Origin of the sequence: Virgibacillus ihumii, assembly GCF_902726655.1 — a bacterium.
GTDB classification, from domain to species: Bacteria; Bacillota; Bacilli; order Bacillales; family Amphibacillaceae; genus Lentibacillus; species Lentibacillus ihumii.
Genome location: NZ_CACVAN010000001.1, coordinates 3,572,249 through 3,587,508 on the forward strand (window position 1 = coordinate 3,572,249; position 15,260 = coordinate 3,587,508).

The window sequence follows — 15,260 nt, forward strand, 5'->3', positions numbered from 1 at the left end:
ATAAGGACGTGTCATCATTGAAAATTGCTATCATAACCGAAACATTTCTGCCATCAACAGACGGCGTTGTTACCAGACTGAAGGCCTGTATCCGCTACTTCTTACGGGAGGGACATGATGTCAGGGTGATCGCACCGGACCTTGGTGTGTACGAATTTGAAGGAGCAAAAATTGACGGTCTTCCTGCGACAACACTGCCTTTTTACCGCTCAAAAAAGTTTGCGCTGCCCAACCGGAATGTTAAAGACCTGCTGCTGAATTATAATCCGGATGTTGTCCATGTGGTCAATCCGGCGATTCTTGGCGCATCAGGGGTTTATTATGCCGATAAGCTGGGCTATCCAATGATTGCTTCATATCATACCAATGTGGCAAAATATTTGGATTATTACAAGCTTTCTCCGTTCAAAGGACTGATTTGGTGGTATTTCCGGAAATTGCACAATAAGGCGGAGTTGAACCTCTGCACGTCCAACACGGTTAAGGGTGAACTCGAACAGCATGGTATCGAACGTGTCCATGTCTGGAAACGCGGTGTGGATACGGAGCTGTTTCATCCGAATAAATATGATCGGGAAATGCGGGACAGGCTGACAAATAACCAGTCGGATAAGCGGTTATTGCTGTATGTTGGCAGGCTCGCAGCGGAAAAGGAAATTGAGAAAATCCGGTCTGTTCTGGAACGCTCGGATGATTTTGTCCTGGGTATTGTTGGTGACGGCCCGCACCGTAAAACATTGGAAAATCACTTTAAGGGAACAAACACGGTATTTACCGGGCTGCTCCATGGTGAAGAGCTTGCCGCCGCATTTGCATCTTCAGATGTATTTGTTTTTCCGTCAACGACTGAAACACTTGGTCTTGTCATTAGTGAAGCAATGGCATCAGGGCTGCCGCTCGTTGCAGCCGAGAGCGGGCCAACATGTGAACAGATTCGAGATAATCATAACGGTTTGCTGTATGATTCGACAAAAGCCGGTGATTTCACGGAAACCGTTCTGAAATTTGAGGATGAAACATTACGCAAACGTCTTGCCAAAGCTGCGCACGAGGAAATTGCCGATTTGGGCTGGGACAGTCAGTCCGGACAAGTACTTTCGTATTATAAAGAGATAGCAAACACGCAAAAGAAAAAGGTAATGTAATTGAGGTTTCTATGACAAAGCAGAAACGAAAAAGCGGCCCATTTCAATTCATGCAGTTCAGTGTCATCGGTGTTGCCAATGCGTTAATCGATATTGGGACACTGAATCTGCTGCTGATTTTATTTTATACAGATGAAAAAGCGATATTGATTTTGTATAATACCATCGCATATACATTGGCCATCATCAACAGCTATTTCTGGAATGCCAGGTTCACCTTTCAGCATACTGCGAAGGGCAGCAATAGGCAGCGGATTTTGTTCATCATTCAGGCTATTGTCAGTCTTGGAGTGAATAATCTGGTCTTCATAGGAGCAAACGCCCTGATGGAAGTCATCGGCGTTCCAAACTGGCTTCGCTACAACATCGCTAAAGGTATGGCCATGTTCCTGTCGTTTTTGGCAAGCTTTTTTATGATCAAGTATTTTGTGTTCAAAAGAAAAAAAGGAAAAAACTGAGCTGTATGGGGCTCAGTTTTTTGGTATGCCGGGTGGATGGCAGCAATCTATCAGCCTGCAGCTAATTCCCAATCAGAAATCTTGCACATTTTGCAAAACTGCTGCACTATATAATAATAGGCTATGAAAGCAAGGTGAGAGGATTGGTTGCTGCGATTCGTGTGGCTTTTTTTGTTGTGGGAATTATATCGTTCAGTTTTGGCATATCAGTGGCAATCCATGTGCAGCATCTGGGAATTCATCCGTGGGATGTGCTTAATGTGGGCCTGTATGAAAAGTTTGGCTTTACAATTGGCACCTGGAATATAATTTGCGGATTTACGCTGATTGTTATCTCCTGGATTCTGGATAAAAGTTATATCAAACTGGGAACGTTTCTGAATGCATTTATGGTTGGAATGTTTGTGGATCTTTTTCTGTGGCTCGACCTGCTTCCGCAAGCAAGCCATACGTGGACGGATACTTTCTTCATGTTATCCGGGATTATTATTATGGGTATTGGCGGCGGTATGTATAATGCGGCGAGGCTCGGGTCCGGACCGCGTGACGGGTTCATGCTGTCGATGGCCGATAAATTTGGTGCTCCGATTGGCAGGGTGCGAATAATAACGGAAAGTTCTATACTGGTGCTTGGGCTGGTTCTCGGTGGTCCGGTATTTATATTTACGTTTATTTTTACCTTCATACAAAGTCCCATTTTCCAATATACCTTTTTAAAAATTGATCGTTATATTAAACAGCAGGATTTGAAACACACAGGAAGCAATGCGTATAATCAACGTGCAAAATAAATAGTGCCCGGGGATTCCGGTTCTTGACCCCAGCGGGCACTATTTTATCTAAAACTGAATTGTTTTTAACTGAGTTCTGTGCTCCGGCTGCGATGTGTCCCGGTCGACATCATAGTTAACCATAACACTTTGTAAGATGAACCAGGCTGCGATAATTACAATTAATGTCGCAGTTACAAGCAGCAAGACAAACTTTCTACCACCCAATTCTGTCATCCCCCTTAGTTTCCTTACTTTAAGATTAGCAAACCCGCCACATCCTGTAAACAAAGGTGTTGGAATGGACAAAGTTTGTTCAAAATCAGCGGATTAGCCGGGTCATGTCATAGTTCTTCAGGTCGATTTCCAGGTTATTTCCAAGGGCAAGATCTGCGAGCTGTTTGCCGACATACGGCCCCATGGTAAGACCGGAAGAACCCAGCCCATTTGCATGCAGTAATCCGGTATAGCCGGGCAGTCTGCCGATGACTGGCACAGATTCCGGGGTCATTGGGCGGAATCCGACACGCGTTTCCAGCACTGTGGCATTTTCCAGTTCCGGTGCTGTTTCGAAGGCGTTCCGGAGGATAAACTGCAGACCGCCGGCTGTAATCCGTCTGTCAAAGCCAACGTTATTTTCCTGTGTGGCACCAACGACAATCCGATCCGAAAAAGTCAGCATGTACTGATTAAATGGCGGCTTGACAACCGGCCAATTATCCAGAGTTGTCCCGGGCATTTGTAAGTGTACAATTTGAGCACGCTGTGGCCGGATATCAAACTGTATTCCAAGAGGCTTCAGCAATTGCGGTGTCCAGGCCCCGGTTGCTGCAATCACTTCATCCGCTGAAATGTATTCATTGTTCACATGAATGCCTGTTATGTTGGCATTTTCTTGAAAGAGGGTGGCATCCCCATGGATAATGGTTGCGCCATGTTTTTCAGCCCCACGCAATAGTGCACTCCGGAGTGCGCGACCGTCAACACGGGCTGCACCACTTACATGCAGTGCGCTGTATTTTTCAGATACAAGGGGAAACATTTTCTTTGTCTCCTTGTCATCCAGTATTGTAAGCTCACCGATTTCCGGTGCATCCTCACGTCTTTTCATGGCGTGTTCCTTCATGGCTGTCAGTTTTTCTTCATCCGTGTGGAGGTTTAGCGCACCTGCTTTGGCATAACCCGTGTTTGTTTCACCATCAGCAGCCAGTTCCTCTATCAGATCCTGATAGATCCGGGCACCGCCTTTCGCAAGTTTGTACCATGCTTTATTGCGTCTTTTTGAAAGCCACGGAGCAACAATACCTGCCGCCGCATCAGTAGCCTGACCGGAATCACGCCGATCCACAACGATCACTTCCGCTCCTGATTTTGCCAGTTGGTATGCAGTGGATGCACCTAATATTCCAGCACCGATTACAATTATTTTTTTCATAAAAAAATCCTTTCCATACCTGAAAACAACTATAAAAGCATTAAAACGATTTGTAAATAAAAAAAGGAATTAAATACTGTTCCTCGAAAACAATAGTAAGGCGTTCATACATAAGTCGCAAATCAAAAATTTGTATATGTTTTTTGCTATAATCAATAAAAACATCATTATAAGGAGTTGTCTGTTTGGCTAAACGTAATCAAAAATTTGGAATGGGCTGGTTCGGCTGGGCGGTTATCGGTGTAATCGTACTTACTGTCGCAGCTTCGTCATTATTCTTTTTTAATTTATTCGGCTTCAGCAATGCTTTATTTGACGGTCAGGCATCAGGGTCGGATGAGCCTATTTCAGAGGAAACCCGGCAAAAAGTGAAAAAGATAAATGAAACAGTTGGTAAATCACATCAGGAGATAGGAACGTTTGTATCCAAAACACATGATTTTTACAATGATACAACGGGATACGGAGATATTGCTTCGCTGGACTGGGATCAGCAGCAGAAAAGGGCAGAGCAGATTCTTGCCTCACTTAAAAATCTGCTTCCCGAGGTAAATCAAAAGGCATTGAAATCAGATCTGAAGCACATACGTGGGCTGGCCAATGAAATTAAGTCCCATGAAGATACGGAAAAGGTCCGATATTTGCACCGGATGTTTCATGATCTTGATATCGCTTTGAACAATTATAAGGCCTATGATAAAATTTGGAACGTGACTGAAACTTTGGAAACATCAAATTAGTACACAGTAGCCATATATTTATGATAGTCTTGTATATGGAATGAATAGACAAAAGGGAGTAATGAAACATGGACAAGACGCTAATTTTCGGACACAAAAGTCCTGACACAGATACGATTTGCTCTGCATTGGCATATGCGGATTTGAAAAAGAAAGTTGATGTGAACGCCGAACCGGCACGGCTTGGTGAAGTTAACGCAGAAACACAATATGCACTGGATTATTTCGGTGTGGAAGCACCACAATTGATAGAAAAAGTTGGTTCTGATGTTACTGACGTTATTCTTGTTGATCACAATGAATTCCAGCAAAGCGTGGATAACATTAGTGATGTGAAGATTTCCGAAGTAATTGACCATCATCGTGTTTCTAATTTTGAAACAAAAGAACCGCTTTATTTCCGTGCTGAACCGGTTGGCTGTACAGCAACCATTCTGAATAAGATGTACAAGGAACAAGGTATAGCAGTAACGAAGGATATTGCCGGACTGCTTGTTTCAGCTATTATTTCTGATTCTTTACTATTAAAATCACCAACTTGCACGAAACATGACGTTGAGGCTGCATATGAACTGGCTGAAATTGCCGGTGTCAATCTGGAAACGTATGGCCTGGAAATGCTCAAAGCAGGAGCGGATATCAGTGACAAAACTGCTAATGATATGATTACAATGGACGCCAAGGAATTTTCCATGGGAGATGCAAAGGTGGAAATTGCTCAGGTTAATGCAGTCGATATTAATGAAATCTACAAGCTTCAAGCAGATTTGGAAACGGAAATCAATAAAACGATTGAGGAAAAAGGACTTGATCTCTTCCTATTCGTTGCAACCGATATTCTAAACAATGATTCAGAAGTTTTCGCAGCAGGGAAGTCAAAAGAAATTGTTGAAAAAGCTTTTGATGTGAAACTGGACGAAAATGACAGAGCACTTCTTAAAGGCGTTGTGTCACGTAAGAAACAAATCGTAACCGTGCTGACAGAGGAGTTCAGCAAATAAAAATAATTCGAATTAAAAACGCTCCTGCCATTTATATATGGCCCGGAGCGTTTTTTAATGGAATTGAGCAGAGGAACAGCAGGAAGCAGTCGCAAACGTGTGAAGTGCAGAAACGTGTGAACTCCCCAAACCGGGTGAGCAGTATCCGTAATCGGGCGCTACATCTTAAATGTTTCCTCTTCAACCGTAAACCTGTTTAGCGCATCCTTATCGATTTCATAACCGATACCAGGTTTATTTGGAATCGTTATCCTGCCATTTTCCACGGTCACTTCAGGTGTAATAATGTCTTTCTTCCAATAGCGTGATGAACCCGCCGTATCACCGGGAAGTGCAAACTGTGAAAGGGAGGTAAGAGCAATATTGTGCGCGCGTCCAACACCCGCTTCCAGCATACCGCCGCACCAGACGGGAATTCCGTGAGCTCTGCAATAATCGTGAATCCGCTTTGCCTCAGACAAACCTCCAACACGTCCGATTTTAATATTAATAATTCTGCACGATTCCAATTGGATTGCTTTCTTCGTGTCTTCCAGCGAATGAATGCTTTCATCGAGACAGATAGGCGTCTGCATAACGGCCTGCAGCTTGGAATGATCCACGATGTCATCATGTGCCAGCGGCTGTTCAATCATCATCAGGCCAAGTTCATCAAGGCGCTGCAGCTGATTAATGTCTTCGAGTGTATAGGCTGAATTGGCGTCTGCCATAACCGGAACATCCGGAAATTCCTTCTTAACTGCAGCAAGTACATCATAGTCCCAATTTGGCTTAATTTTGATTTTTACACGTTTGAATCCTTCCTGAACATATTTGCCTACCGTATTCAGCAGGTCATCAATGGTTGGTTGAATGCCAATACTGATGCCTACATCGATTTCCTCTTTTTTTCCGCCAAGCGCTTCAGCAAGCGGCACCTTTCTCCGTTTTGCGTAAAGATCCCAAATGGCGCCTTCCATTGCGGACTTGGCCATATTGTTCCGTCTGATTGGGCTAAAAACATCCAGGACATCATCGGGATGGTGAATGTCGTTTTCCCGAAGCAATGGAATTAAAAATTCCTTCATCACGTGATAATTGGTTTGCACTGTTTCTTCATTGTACCAGGGACTGGAGAAGGCAACTGATTCGCCAAAACCTTGGTTTCCGGTATTATCAAGTACTTCCGTTATAAAAAATTCTTTGTTCTGCATCGTGCCGAAGCTTGTTGTAAACGGATGTTTCAGCTGCATTTTCAGCCTTCGCAGTTTAATCTGTTCTATTGGTATTGTCATGTGGGCAACCTCCAGGCAAATTTATTTAGAAAAGTAATAATAACTAATTTTTTTTGATGGATTGTGTAAAAGATCTACTGCAACGTATTCATGGTTGAAAAGAAGTTGAAAGGCTTTCCGGGTCACCAGTCGCCAACTCCGTGCAAGTTCGATATTCTCTTTTTTAATGGATTGGAAGTTTGCCGGGATAGCGACAAACCAACCGTCATGATCATCATGAAAAATAGCAGTTCGTCCAAGTGGTTTATTGTGTTCATCTATATCAGTAAGAAGTCTTTCCGGTGCAAAATTTACAGGCGGAGTGTCTTCCTGTTCAACAGTTGACCACTCAATTTGAATTCGGTCGGAGGGCAGTCCTTTATTCAAGTTATCATTCATCGTACCGTAATGATCAATATGGTATGCTGCACCAACAGCCCCCAGCTTATGCAGATTAAGATAGGCATTGAGGCTCTCAAGCGGGTCGAATGTCCATGTGATGATGGAATATCCCAATTCTCCGGCCATTTCCGCTTGCTTTCGTTTCATTCGCATTCCCAGCCCACCACTTCGATACGCTGATAAAATACCAAGCATATGGGAGCATAGGTAGGCATTTTGCCCATCAAATCCGGCAAAACTGTACAGAAATCCTATCATTCTGTTGCCATCAAAAGCTCCTAGAATGATTCCGCCATTGTTCAGTGCTGTGAAAGTCTGGTGAACCGGATTTGGTGACATCTGCCAAACGACTTCTTCCACTTTTTGCATTTCCAGCAGTTCTTCCATCGTTGTTAACGGTCGGATTGTAATTGTTGATGTTTTGATGATTTTTTCCAATCTTGGCCACCTCACGTATTATCATTCAAAAAATTCGTTGACAATTGTTGAATTAAAAGCTTCAATACTTTGCTGGAATGATTTAGGGTTACGTCTGGATACGGCGGACATAATACTGTTTACCAGCGAGAAGATCGCAGGCACAATATCCAGTGTCGATCGTTCATCTGTGTGTACAGCGAGCGTTATATCCGAATGCTCTGCTATTGGTGAAAATGCATTATCAGTAAAGCTGATTACGGTCGTCCCTTGTTTTCGGGCCGCTTTGGCCAGTTTTGTCGTTTCACTGCTGTATCTGTGAAAGGAAAAGGCGACAAACACACTGTTTTCATCCAGTTCGCTGATCCGCTTCAAACTGTCCACTCCCGGTACAAATTGCTGGACATTACCTGAAACGATATCAAGCGTGAATGTTAACCAGTATGCAAGGGGAAACGATGCCTGGGCACCGGTAACAACTGTATTGCTGGAATTCCGCAGTTTCTGCACAACCTTTTCTAAATCATTATCAGAAATCTGTTCCATTGCCGTTTGGATAGTATGCAAATCCTGAAACATATGGTTCTTAATAGACTTACTTTCATGGGGCGAAAACTTTTGATTGCGATAGTTATCTAAGCTGCTTTTTTTTCGGAATATGCTATTCTGATATTCCTGTTGCAAAGCACTGTATCCTTTGTAACCGAGTGTATGTGCAAAGCGAATAATCGTTGTTTCACTAACTCCAATCCGTTTGCCAGCCTCTTTTGCTGAGTTCATAGCAAAAACAGAGGGATCATTGTATACATAAGCTGCTATTTTTTTTAAGCTTTTTGAAAAAGAAGCTTGGTGCTGCTTGATTTTTGCATATAATTTTTCCATTGATTATCCCCAATTCATATAGGATGAGAAGGAAATGCTTTATTTTTTTGGATAAAGAAGTATACACTTCATTTATATGAAAGATATCATGATTCATACATTTTCGCAAGGTAATTTTAAGAATAATTTAAAAACTTTATCAGACATAATAAATCCCGGTCAATTTTAGACCGGGATATGATTGCTTTTATGCCGTAATTGTTTTTTTAGAAATAATCGTTTGGAAAATAAGAAACAATCCGCCGACTGCCCAGTATAACGGCAAGGCAGCGGGGGCGTTGAGTGAAACAATTCCTATCAGAACCGGTGAAATAAAGCTGAATAGTGCCATCTGCTTTTTCTGTTTTTCGTCCATTCCGATTAGTGATACCCGTGATTGAACAAAGTAGATTAACACCGCAGCCCCTGTCAGGATAAGGTCGGTATGTCCGAGATTGAACCACAGAAAATTATGAGTGGCAATCTCCGGTGTTCTTCTGATGGCGTAATAAAAGCCAATCAGTATAGGGAATTGAATTAGCATTGGCAGGCATCCCATTGAAGAAATCGGGTTCAGCTGATGCTTTTGGTAAAGTTTTTGCATTTCCTGCTGCTTTTCCATTTTGCAGTCCATGTCCGTTTTACCCTTGTATTTTTCGTTAATGGTATCCATTTCCGGTTTTAAGACTTTCATTTTTTGCTGCATTTCTCTGCTTGTTTTCATTTGTTTCAGCATGAATGGCATAATGGCGAGCCGAATTAGCAGCGTAATGACGATAATGGACAGTCCAAAATTCCCGCTGAACAGCGCTGCCACGTATTTTATGATAATCGAAAACGGCAGAATAAAATAATGTTCAAAAAAGTTGGCAGACTCCGGATCGATTGGTTCATTCGTTGCGCACCCGGTCAGCAACAATATTAGAACTGCTCCTGTTAAACTATATTTGTAAATGAGAGTGAATACAGATTTCTTTTGCATGATTGTCCTCCTCGTAAGAATTTCTTGTGTAACGAGAAGGAATGGTGATCCGAATCATCATCAGGTGCATCGATGCGCTTAGTCCTGTGTGTAATCCAGTTGTAAATTTCTGTGACCTGACCAATCGGCTCATTTACCGGCAGCAGCTTAATATGGGTGGCATGACATTCTTTTGTATAATCGTGATTTCGGATAATGGAATGCTGCATACTCACATTCATAATCCGGAAGCTGCAGACTAAGGAAAGAATGATACTTAAATAAATATATATGGGCGAAATTTCCCCGACAACATCATATAATAGCTCGAAAACCATCTGTATTCACCTCCTTTTCTATAATTGCTATTTATTATACGTTATAATGATAGCATTGGTTTCAGGTAATTTAAAGTGAGGATATGATGGCAAATAGAAAGGAGATCAGGTAATGGCAGAAAAAGTTGCACTTTCATTCAGCGGGGGAAAAGACAGTTGTTTTACTTTATATAGATTGCAGGAAAATGGTATTGAAGTCACTTGTTTGCTTACAACCATCTGGCAAAAGAGCGGCATTACAGTTGCACATGATGAAAAGCGGGAGCAAATCGAAAAACAGGCAGAGCGGGCCGGAATTCCGGTTTACTTTATCAAAACTGATTTCTCTGTGTATACAGAGGATTTTGTGTCAGCAGTGGAAAATTTGAAAGTGCGATATGGAATTGACGGTGTTGCTTTTGGCGATATTTACCTGGAAGGACATCGTGAGTGGGGAGAGCAGGTGGCGTCTTTGGCCGGGGTGGAGGCGGTTTATCCGCTTTGGACTAAACAGGAAAACATGATGCAGCTTCTGCATGAGGTCATTGCAACTGGATTTAAGGCGAAAGTGATCAAAGTCGATTCGGAACGGCTTCCGGAAAGCTGGACGGGCCGGCTGGTCGACAGCGAATTTGCCGATGAGATTGCCCGATATAATGTCTGTCCAATGGGGGAGTCCGGTGAATATCATACAACGGTACTGGACGGACCAATTTTTGGCGGCGGCTGAGTGTGCTGAGCCTGAATCAGTTTGGGAAATAATATCGAAAGCGGGGAAAGAGTAAGTGAAAATTTTAACCGTAACCGGATATAAGCCAATGGAACTCAACATTTTTAAACCCGATGACTCGCGGATTGCTTTTGTCAAAGGTGCAATTGAGAAACGCCTAATCGACTTTTTGGAAGAAGGGCTGGAATGGGTGCTCATTTCAGGGCAAATGGGTGTGGAATTGTGGGCTGGTGAGGTCGTTCTTGCTATGCAGGAAAAGTATCCGATTAAACTTGCGGTGCTCCCGCCATTTGAAAATCAGGAATCAAGGTGGCCAGAGCAAGTTCAGTTGCTCTATCAGGAGCTGATGGCCGAAGCGGATTTTTACAAGCCGCTATACAAAGGTGACTATCAGGGTCCATATCAATTTCAGGCAAAAAACATGTGGCTGGTTGACAAGAGCGATGCTTGCCTGATGCTCCTGGATGAAGAATTCCCAGGTAGCAACCGATTTTTCCATGAAGCAGCTGTGAAAGCAGGTGACGATTATCCGATTTATTTGATCACCCCGGCAGACCTGGATGAAACTGTTGAGGAAATGCGCATGATGGATGAAGAGTTTTGGGAGTGATGATTTTGCCTTAAAGACGTTTGTGTTAGAGTTCGTTGTAAAAGTGTTAGAAATTCAGAGTCAACTGCTAGAAGTTCACAACTTAACTGTTAGAAGTTCACAATTGCAGTGTTAGAGTTTTAAATTTTAAGAGGGATTAATTAACTTTTTGAGCGCGGAAGCAGGATTTTTTCGGTTTATGTCGAATATATATTTTCGGATAGTAAAACTAAATAAGAAAGGTTGGGTTTTATTGTTTATTAAACCTCTCAAAATCCCCTGCCATATTTTAAAAACAATGGCTTTGGACAGACGCATCCCCGTATCCCATCCACACAAGGAATTCATAACGCAGCGGGCCTCTAATCTTTATTCCGGTTATAAAGGTGAAAAGGCGCTGGAGTACTACTTGAATTTTCTTCCCGAGGATCAATTCTTTATCTTTCATTATTTGCGGCTGCCTGATAAGTACGGTCACTTTCAAATGGATTTCCTTATTCTGTCTATGTATTTTCATCTGATTATTGAGGTGAAAAATTTCTACGACAATATCAGTTTTGACGAGTTCGGACAGTCATTTCGTATCAAGGCCGAAGAAGTCCAAGTGTTTAACAATCCTGTTGAGCAGGTGAGTTTGCAGCATAACAGATTTGTTGATTGGAACCGGTGCAACGATTTTCCGGCTGTCCCTGTGGAAAAGGTAGTGATTTACAGTCGTGACGATATTTACTTGCGAAACCTCACAAACAACAAATTAATTACTGACCTCGTTATGCATCGTGATAAGCTACTCCCGAAAATACAACTATTCATGGGTAAACATAAAACCCTTCGTTTAACGGAAAAGCAACTTATGGAAATGTCATACAAATTGCTTGAACAGCATACTCCGGAAAAATTCCTGCTAATCGATCAGTTGGGGATTACCGCCGATCAATTAGTGAAAGGCGTTGAATGCCCCGAATGCGGTAATATTCCTATGAAATGGAGTGTCGGCCAATGGGAATGTTTTTATTGTGGAAAGGTATCTAAAACTGCACATCGCCTGGCACTTGCAGATTATGCCTTGTTGAATCAAAAATATATAAATAACAGGCAGGCTCGGGAATTTTTACAGGTAAACTCTGTACATTCAATGAGACGTCTGTTTCATCGGGAAAAATTTTCTCATGTTGGGGTAAGTAGTGGCAGGAAATATGAACTCAGTGTTGAAAAATTGCTGGATGAGTAGTCACAGTGTTAGATGTAATAATTATTTTGCTGGAGTTTAGAGCATACGTGTTAGAAGTGCATATCTATCTGCTAGAAGTTCACAACTTAATTGCTAGAAGTTCACAATTGGAACCAAAAATTCCTGCACATTAGCAAAAAAGCAACCTGACCCGGGGCCAAGCTGCTTCGTTAACTACTTGTTAATCTGGTGAATTGTCATTTTTTACTCTGTACCGAACCAATTCATTGGCTCAGGTTTCAGGTTTTGGAATACGTGTTTGGTTTCCTGGTATTCCTCGAGACCGGTTTTGCCGAGTTCACGGCCGATACCGGATTGCTTGAACCCGCCCCATGGTGCATGCGGAAAATACAGGTTAACATCGTTAATCCAGACAGTACCCATCCGCATTTTGGCTACACAGCGGTCGGCTTTGGCAATATCCTGTGTCCAGACTCCGCCGGACAGTCCATAAATGGAGTCGTTTGCAAGTCGCACTGCTTCCTCTTCTGAAGAGAATTTTTCCACCGTTATGACCGGGCCGAAGCCTTCATCCTGAACAACCCGCATATCGGTTGTGCAGTCCGTTAAAACGGTCGGCAGATAGAAAAATCCATCCTGCAGCTCAGGGTCATCCGGACGCTCGCCGCCAATTGCGACTGTTGCGCCTTCCCGTTTTCCATTTTCCACGTAGCCCACAACTTTACTTAAATGTTCCTCAGAGATAAGCGGTCCCATTTGTGTTGCGTCATCAAAGCCGTTGCCCAGTTTGATTTTACCGATGCGGTCAACAAGGGCGTTGACAAACTCATCATGGATGGAGTCCTCAACGATTAACCGTGTACCTGCTGAACAGATTTGCCCAGCATGGAAAAATACAGCATTCATGGCTTGGTCGACTGCTGTGTCAAAGTCGGCATCGGCAAAAATAATATTTGGGTTTTTTCCGCCAAGTTCCAGTGCCAGTTTTTTCACATTGACACTTGCTGCCTGCATGATTTTTTTCCCGGTTTCGATTCCGCCGGTAAACGAGATCAGGTCAACATCGGTATTAGCGGAAAGCTCAGCACCGACCGAATTCCCCGGTCCGAGCACGAGATTGGCCACTCCTGCAGGTACATCTGCTTCTTCCATCAGCTCAAATACTTTAATGGAAGTAAGCGGAGTGATTTCACTCGGCTTCATAACCAGGGTGTTACCTGCCGCAAGTGCCGGTGCCAGCTTCCAGGATGCCTGCAGCAACGGATAGTTCCATGGGGTAATCTGTCCGCAAACCCCAATCGGCTCGTGAACCACCTTGCTCACGGAATTTGGCACAGGGGAGTCAATCACTTCTCCGCCATTTTTATCGGCAAGCTCCGCATAATAACGGAATACCCCGGCAATATCCTCCATATCACCGCGGCTTTCTTCCATTGTTTTGCCTGTGTCCAATGACTCCAGTTCAGCAAGTTCTTCCTTGTCACGTTCAATTAACGCAGCAATTTTACCGACAATTTGGCCACGTTCGGTAGCTGGAGTGGTTGGCCAGACACCTTGGTCAAATGTGTCTTTTGCCGCAGCAATTGCAGTTTTCGTATCTGTTTCATCACTTTCTGTTACGTGTGCGATTACCTCCTGGTTAAATGGGTTGATGATATCGCGCACTTTATTGGAATTGGAATTCACCCATTTTCCATTAATAAACTGCCGTTTAACAGTCAATGTGACCCCTCCTTCGACAATGTATTGTTAAGTTTGTTTAAAAAAAATTTAACGTTTCGAATGGATATAATATATCATGGATGAATTTTTTTGTCAAAAAGCAAAAACTATAGAGTATTTCTTTAGCGGTTGAAAGTACAAATATTTTCTTACTGCATAAGTGAATTAAGGTCGTCACCTGAAGGCCTGGTGACAACCAAGTTTTCTAATAATAGTAAAAGGAAGCCTGCCAGGCGGGCTTCCTTTTTAAATACAGACATCCTCAACATGCGTAACAGCATGGGGGTCTTGGCTGGTTGCAACGCCCCAGTTTCCAGTAGTTTGCTCGGCTGGGCTGTAAAAATACAGTGCGATCAGGACGGGGATTGCAAGTATTAAAAGGAACGCAATCCAGTATAGCAGTTGAGAAATTTTCATAAAATGTCTCCTCCCTTATATACAGTTTATTATTAGAAGGTGAGGCTGGTGCACTTTGGAATGATTTTGGGTTCATTTTGTTTAGTTTAGTTGACGGGTTTGATACACTATAGGGAGCAAAATTTCGGAAAGGAAGTGATGATATGCGGTTCATACGGGATGGAATTCATTTTTATTTGATCGGTATTGTGATTTTGACACTTGGAATCGCGCTCACCATTCAATCGACTTTGGGCGCCTCCCCGTTTGATGCACTTCTGGTCGGGCTGCACCGGACATTTGGATTAACTGTCGGAAGCTGGGAGATTGTAGTTGGCTTTACGATGGTTATCGGCAATGCGCTGGCCGCGAAAAAGAGACCGGAGTATCTGGCATTGGTCACTTCCCTGGTAACTGGGATTGGCATTGACTCATGGTTGTTCGTGCTTCGGGACTTGGTTGCTCCGGTTACGTTGATTGGGCAATGGATTGCGCTTTCAGCCGGCATCATTTTAATCGGCCTTGGTGTCGCTTTTTATTTGCAGTCAAACTTTGCCCCAAACCCAATGGATCGCACAATGCTGGTTATATCGGATCTGACCGGTTGGAGTGTTACCTATTCAAGAGCAGCAATCAGTGGAGGACTTGTTATCGTTGCCTTTCTTTTTGGTGGAGCAATTGGAGTTGGCACTCTGATTAACGCGCTCATTTCCGGGGTGCTTATCAGTATGTTCCTGCCGTATGTAAAAGTGCTTCGAAACGGAACTGGGAAACGCCGAAACAAAATGGCATCCTGATTATATGCGGCTGCTTGGTATGTTATGTATAGAATCCTTCTCTCTCCAAAAACTACGAGAGGGAAGGAGGCGGT

Annotated in this window: 18 protein-coding genes; 9 read left to right on the forward strand and 9 right to left on the reverse strand. The window is 43.1% G+C overall.

The window, feature by feature from the left end:
• Nucleotides 1-17 precede the first annotated feature (17 nt).
• The 3 genes from HUX68_RS17640 to HUX68_RS17650 all read left to right on the forward strand — a co-directional run bounded on the left by HUX68_RS17640 (nucleotide 18) and on the right by HUX68_RS17650 (nucleotide 2,394).
• Nucleotides 18-1,145 carry a glycosyltransferase family 4 protein gene (locus HUX68_RS17640; protein ID WP_174616014.1) on the forward strand — a complete coding sequence of 376 codons (1,128 nt, stop codon included), beginning with the start codon at nucleotides 18-20 and terminating at the stop codon, nucleotides 1,143-1,145.
• A gap of 11 nt (nucleotides 1,146-1,156) precedes the next feature.
• Nucleotides 1,157-1,603, forward strand: a complete 447-nt coding sequence (locus HUX68_RS17645; protein WP_174616015.1) for a GtrA family protein — start codon at nucleotides 1,157-1,159, stop codon at nucleotides 1,601-1,603.
• Nucleotides 1,604-1,746: 143 nt separating this feature from the next.
• Nucleotides 1,747-2,394 (forward strand): YczE/YyaS/YitT family protein, encoded by a 648-nt coding sequence (locus HUX68_RS17650; RefSeq protein WP_174616016.1) that lies wholly within the window; start codon nucleotides 1,747-1,749, stop codon nucleotides 2,392-2,394.
• Nucleotides 2,395-2,442: 48 nt separating this feature from the next.
• Here HUX68_RS17650 and HUX68_RS17655 read toward each other — a convergent pair whose 3' ends face one another.
• Nucleotides 2,443-2,601 carry a hypothetical protein gene (locus HUX68_RS17655; protein ID WP_174616017.1) on the reverse strand — a complete coding sequence of 53 codons (159 nt, stop codon included), beginning with the start codon at nucleotides 2,599-2,601 and terminating at the stop codon, nucleotides 2,443-2,445.
• Between the two features lie 94 nt (nucleotides 2,602-2,695).
• Nucleotides 2,696-3,808, reverse strand: coding sequence for an NAD(P)/FAD-dependent oxidoreductase (locus tag HUX68_RS17660; protein WP_174616018.1), 1,113 nt, complete (start codon nucleotides 3,806-3,808; stop codon nucleotides 2,696-2,698).
• A gap of 185 nt (nucleotides 3,809-3,993) precedes the next feature.
• On the opposite strand from HUX68_RS17660, the gene HUX68_RS17665 reads away from it, so the two are divergent.
• Both HUX68_RS17665 and HUX68_RS17670 read left to right on the forward strand, forming a co-directional pair.
• Nucleotides 3,994-4,548 carry a hypothetical protein gene (locus HUX68_RS17665; protein ID WP_174616019.1) on the forward strand — a complete coding sequence of 185 codons (555 nt, stop codon included), beginning with the start codon at nucleotides 3,994-3,996 and terminating at the stop codon, nucleotides 4,546-4,548.
• A gap of 68 nt (nucleotides 4,549-4,616) precedes the next feature.
• A complete protein-coding gene (locus HUX68_RS17670) occupies nucleotides 4,617-5,549 on the forward strand; it encodes a manganese-dependent inorganic pyrophosphatase (protein ID WP_174616020.1) in 933 nt (310 codons plus the stop codon).
• 158 nt (nucleotides 5,550-5,707) lie between these two features.
• Here HUX68_RS17670 and menC read toward each other — a convergent pair whose 3' ends face one another.
• The 5 genes from menC to HUX68_RS17695 all read right to left on the reverse strand — a co-directional run bounded on the left by menC (nucleotide 5,708) and on the right by HUX68_RS17695 (nucleotide 9,781).
• The gene (gene menC / locus HUX68_RS17675; protein ID WP_174616021.1) at nucleotides 5,708-6,823 is read right to left on the reverse strand and encodes an o-succinylbenzoate synthase; all 1,116 of its coding nucleotides are present in this window, start codon (nucleotides 6,821-6,823) and stop codon (nucleotides 5,708-5,710) included.
• 21 nt (nucleotides 6,824-6,844) lie between these two features.
• On the reverse strand, nucleotides 6,845-7,642 hold the full coding sequence (locus HUX68_RS17680) for a GNAT family N-acetyltransferase (RefSeq protein ID WP_174616022.1): 798 nt from the start codon (nucleotides 7,640-7,642) through the stop codon (nucleotides 6,845-6,847).
• Between the two features lie 21 nt (nucleotides 7,643-7,663).
• Complete coding sequence (locus HUX68_RS17685) at nucleotides 7,664-8,503, reverse strand: MurR/RpiR family transcriptional regulator (RefSeq protein ID WP_174616023.1); 840 nt, start codon at nucleotides 8,501-8,503, stop codon at nucleotides 7,664-7,666.
• Between the two features lie 187 nt (nucleotides 8,504-8,690).
• Complete coding sequence (yidC, locus tag HUX68_RS17690; protein WP_174616024.1) at nucleotides 8,691-9,464, reverse strand: membrane protein insertase YidC; 774 nt, start codon at nucleotides 9,462-9,464, stop codon at nucleotides 8,691-8,693.
• The gene (locus HUX68_RS17695) at nucleotides 9,419-9,781 is read right to left on the reverse strand and encodes a hypothetical protein (protein WP_174616025.1); all 363 of its coding nucleotides are present in this window, start codon (nucleotides 9,779-9,781) and stop codon (nucleotides 9,419-9,421) included. The genes yidC and HUX68_RS17695 overlap by 46 nt, the downstream gene beginning before the upstream one ends.
• Nucleotides 9,782-9,893: 112 nt before the next feature.
• Here HUX68_RS17695 and HUX68_RS17700 point away from each other — a divergent pair, with 112 nt between their 5' ends.
• From HUX68_RS17700 to HUX68_RS17710, 3 genes are all read left to right on the forward strand, one after another.
• On the forward strand, nucleotides 9,894-10,490 hold the full coding sequence (locus HUX68_RS17700) for a Dph6-related ATP pyrophosphatase (RefSeq protein ID WP_174616026.1): 597 nt from the start codon (nucleotides 9,894-9,896) through the stop codon (nucleotides 10,488-10,490).
• Between the two features lie 55 nt (nucleotides 10,491-10,545).
• Nucleotides 10,546-11,100 carry an SLOG family protein gene (locus tag HUX68_RS17705; protein WP_174616027.1) on the forward strand — a complete coding sequence of 185 codons (555 nt, stop codon included), beginning with the start codon at nucleotides 10,546-10,548 and terminating at the stop codon, nucleotides 11,098-11,100.
• A gap of 232 nt (nucleotides 11,101-11,332) precedes the next feature.
• Nucleotides 11,333-12,310: a nuclease-related domain-containing protein gene (locus tag HUX68_RS17710; protein WP_174616028.1), complete on the forward strand. Its 978-nt coding sequence runs from the start codon at nucleotides 11,333-11,335 to the stop codon at nucleotides 12,308-12,310.
• A gap of 204 nt (nucleotides 12,311-12,514) precedes the next feature.
• On the opposite strand, the gene betB is transcribed toward HUX68_RS17710, so the two are convergent.
• Together betB and HUX68_RS17720 are read right to left on the reverse strand one after the other, a co-directional pair.
• The gene (gene betB / locus HUX68_RS17715; RefSeq protein ID WP_174616029.1) at nucleotides 12,515-13,993 is read right to left on the reverse strand and encodes a betaine-aldehyde dehydrogenase; all 1,479 of its coding nucleotides are present in this window, start codon (nucleotides 13,991-13,993) and stop codon (nucleotides 12,515-12,517) included.
• A 246-nt stretch (nucleotides 13,994-14,239) separates the two neighbouring features.
• Complete coding sequence (locus HUX68_RS17720) at nucleotides 14,240-14,410, reverse strand: hypothetical protein (protein ID WP_174616030.1); 171 nt, start codon at nucleotides 14,408-14,410, stop codon at nucleotides 14,240-14,242.
• 143 nt (nucleotides 14,411-14,553) lie between these two features.
• Here HUX68_RS17720 and HUX68_RS17725 point away from each other — a divergent pair, with 143 nt between their 5' ends.
• Nucleotides 14,554-15,186, forward strand: coding sequence for a YczE/YyaS/YitT family protein (locus HUX68_RS17725; RefSeq protein ID WP_174616031.1), 633 nt, complete (start codon nucleotides 14,554-14,556; stop codon nucleotides 15,184-15,186).
• The last annotated feature ends 74 nt before the right edge of the window (nucleotides 15,187-15,260 follow it).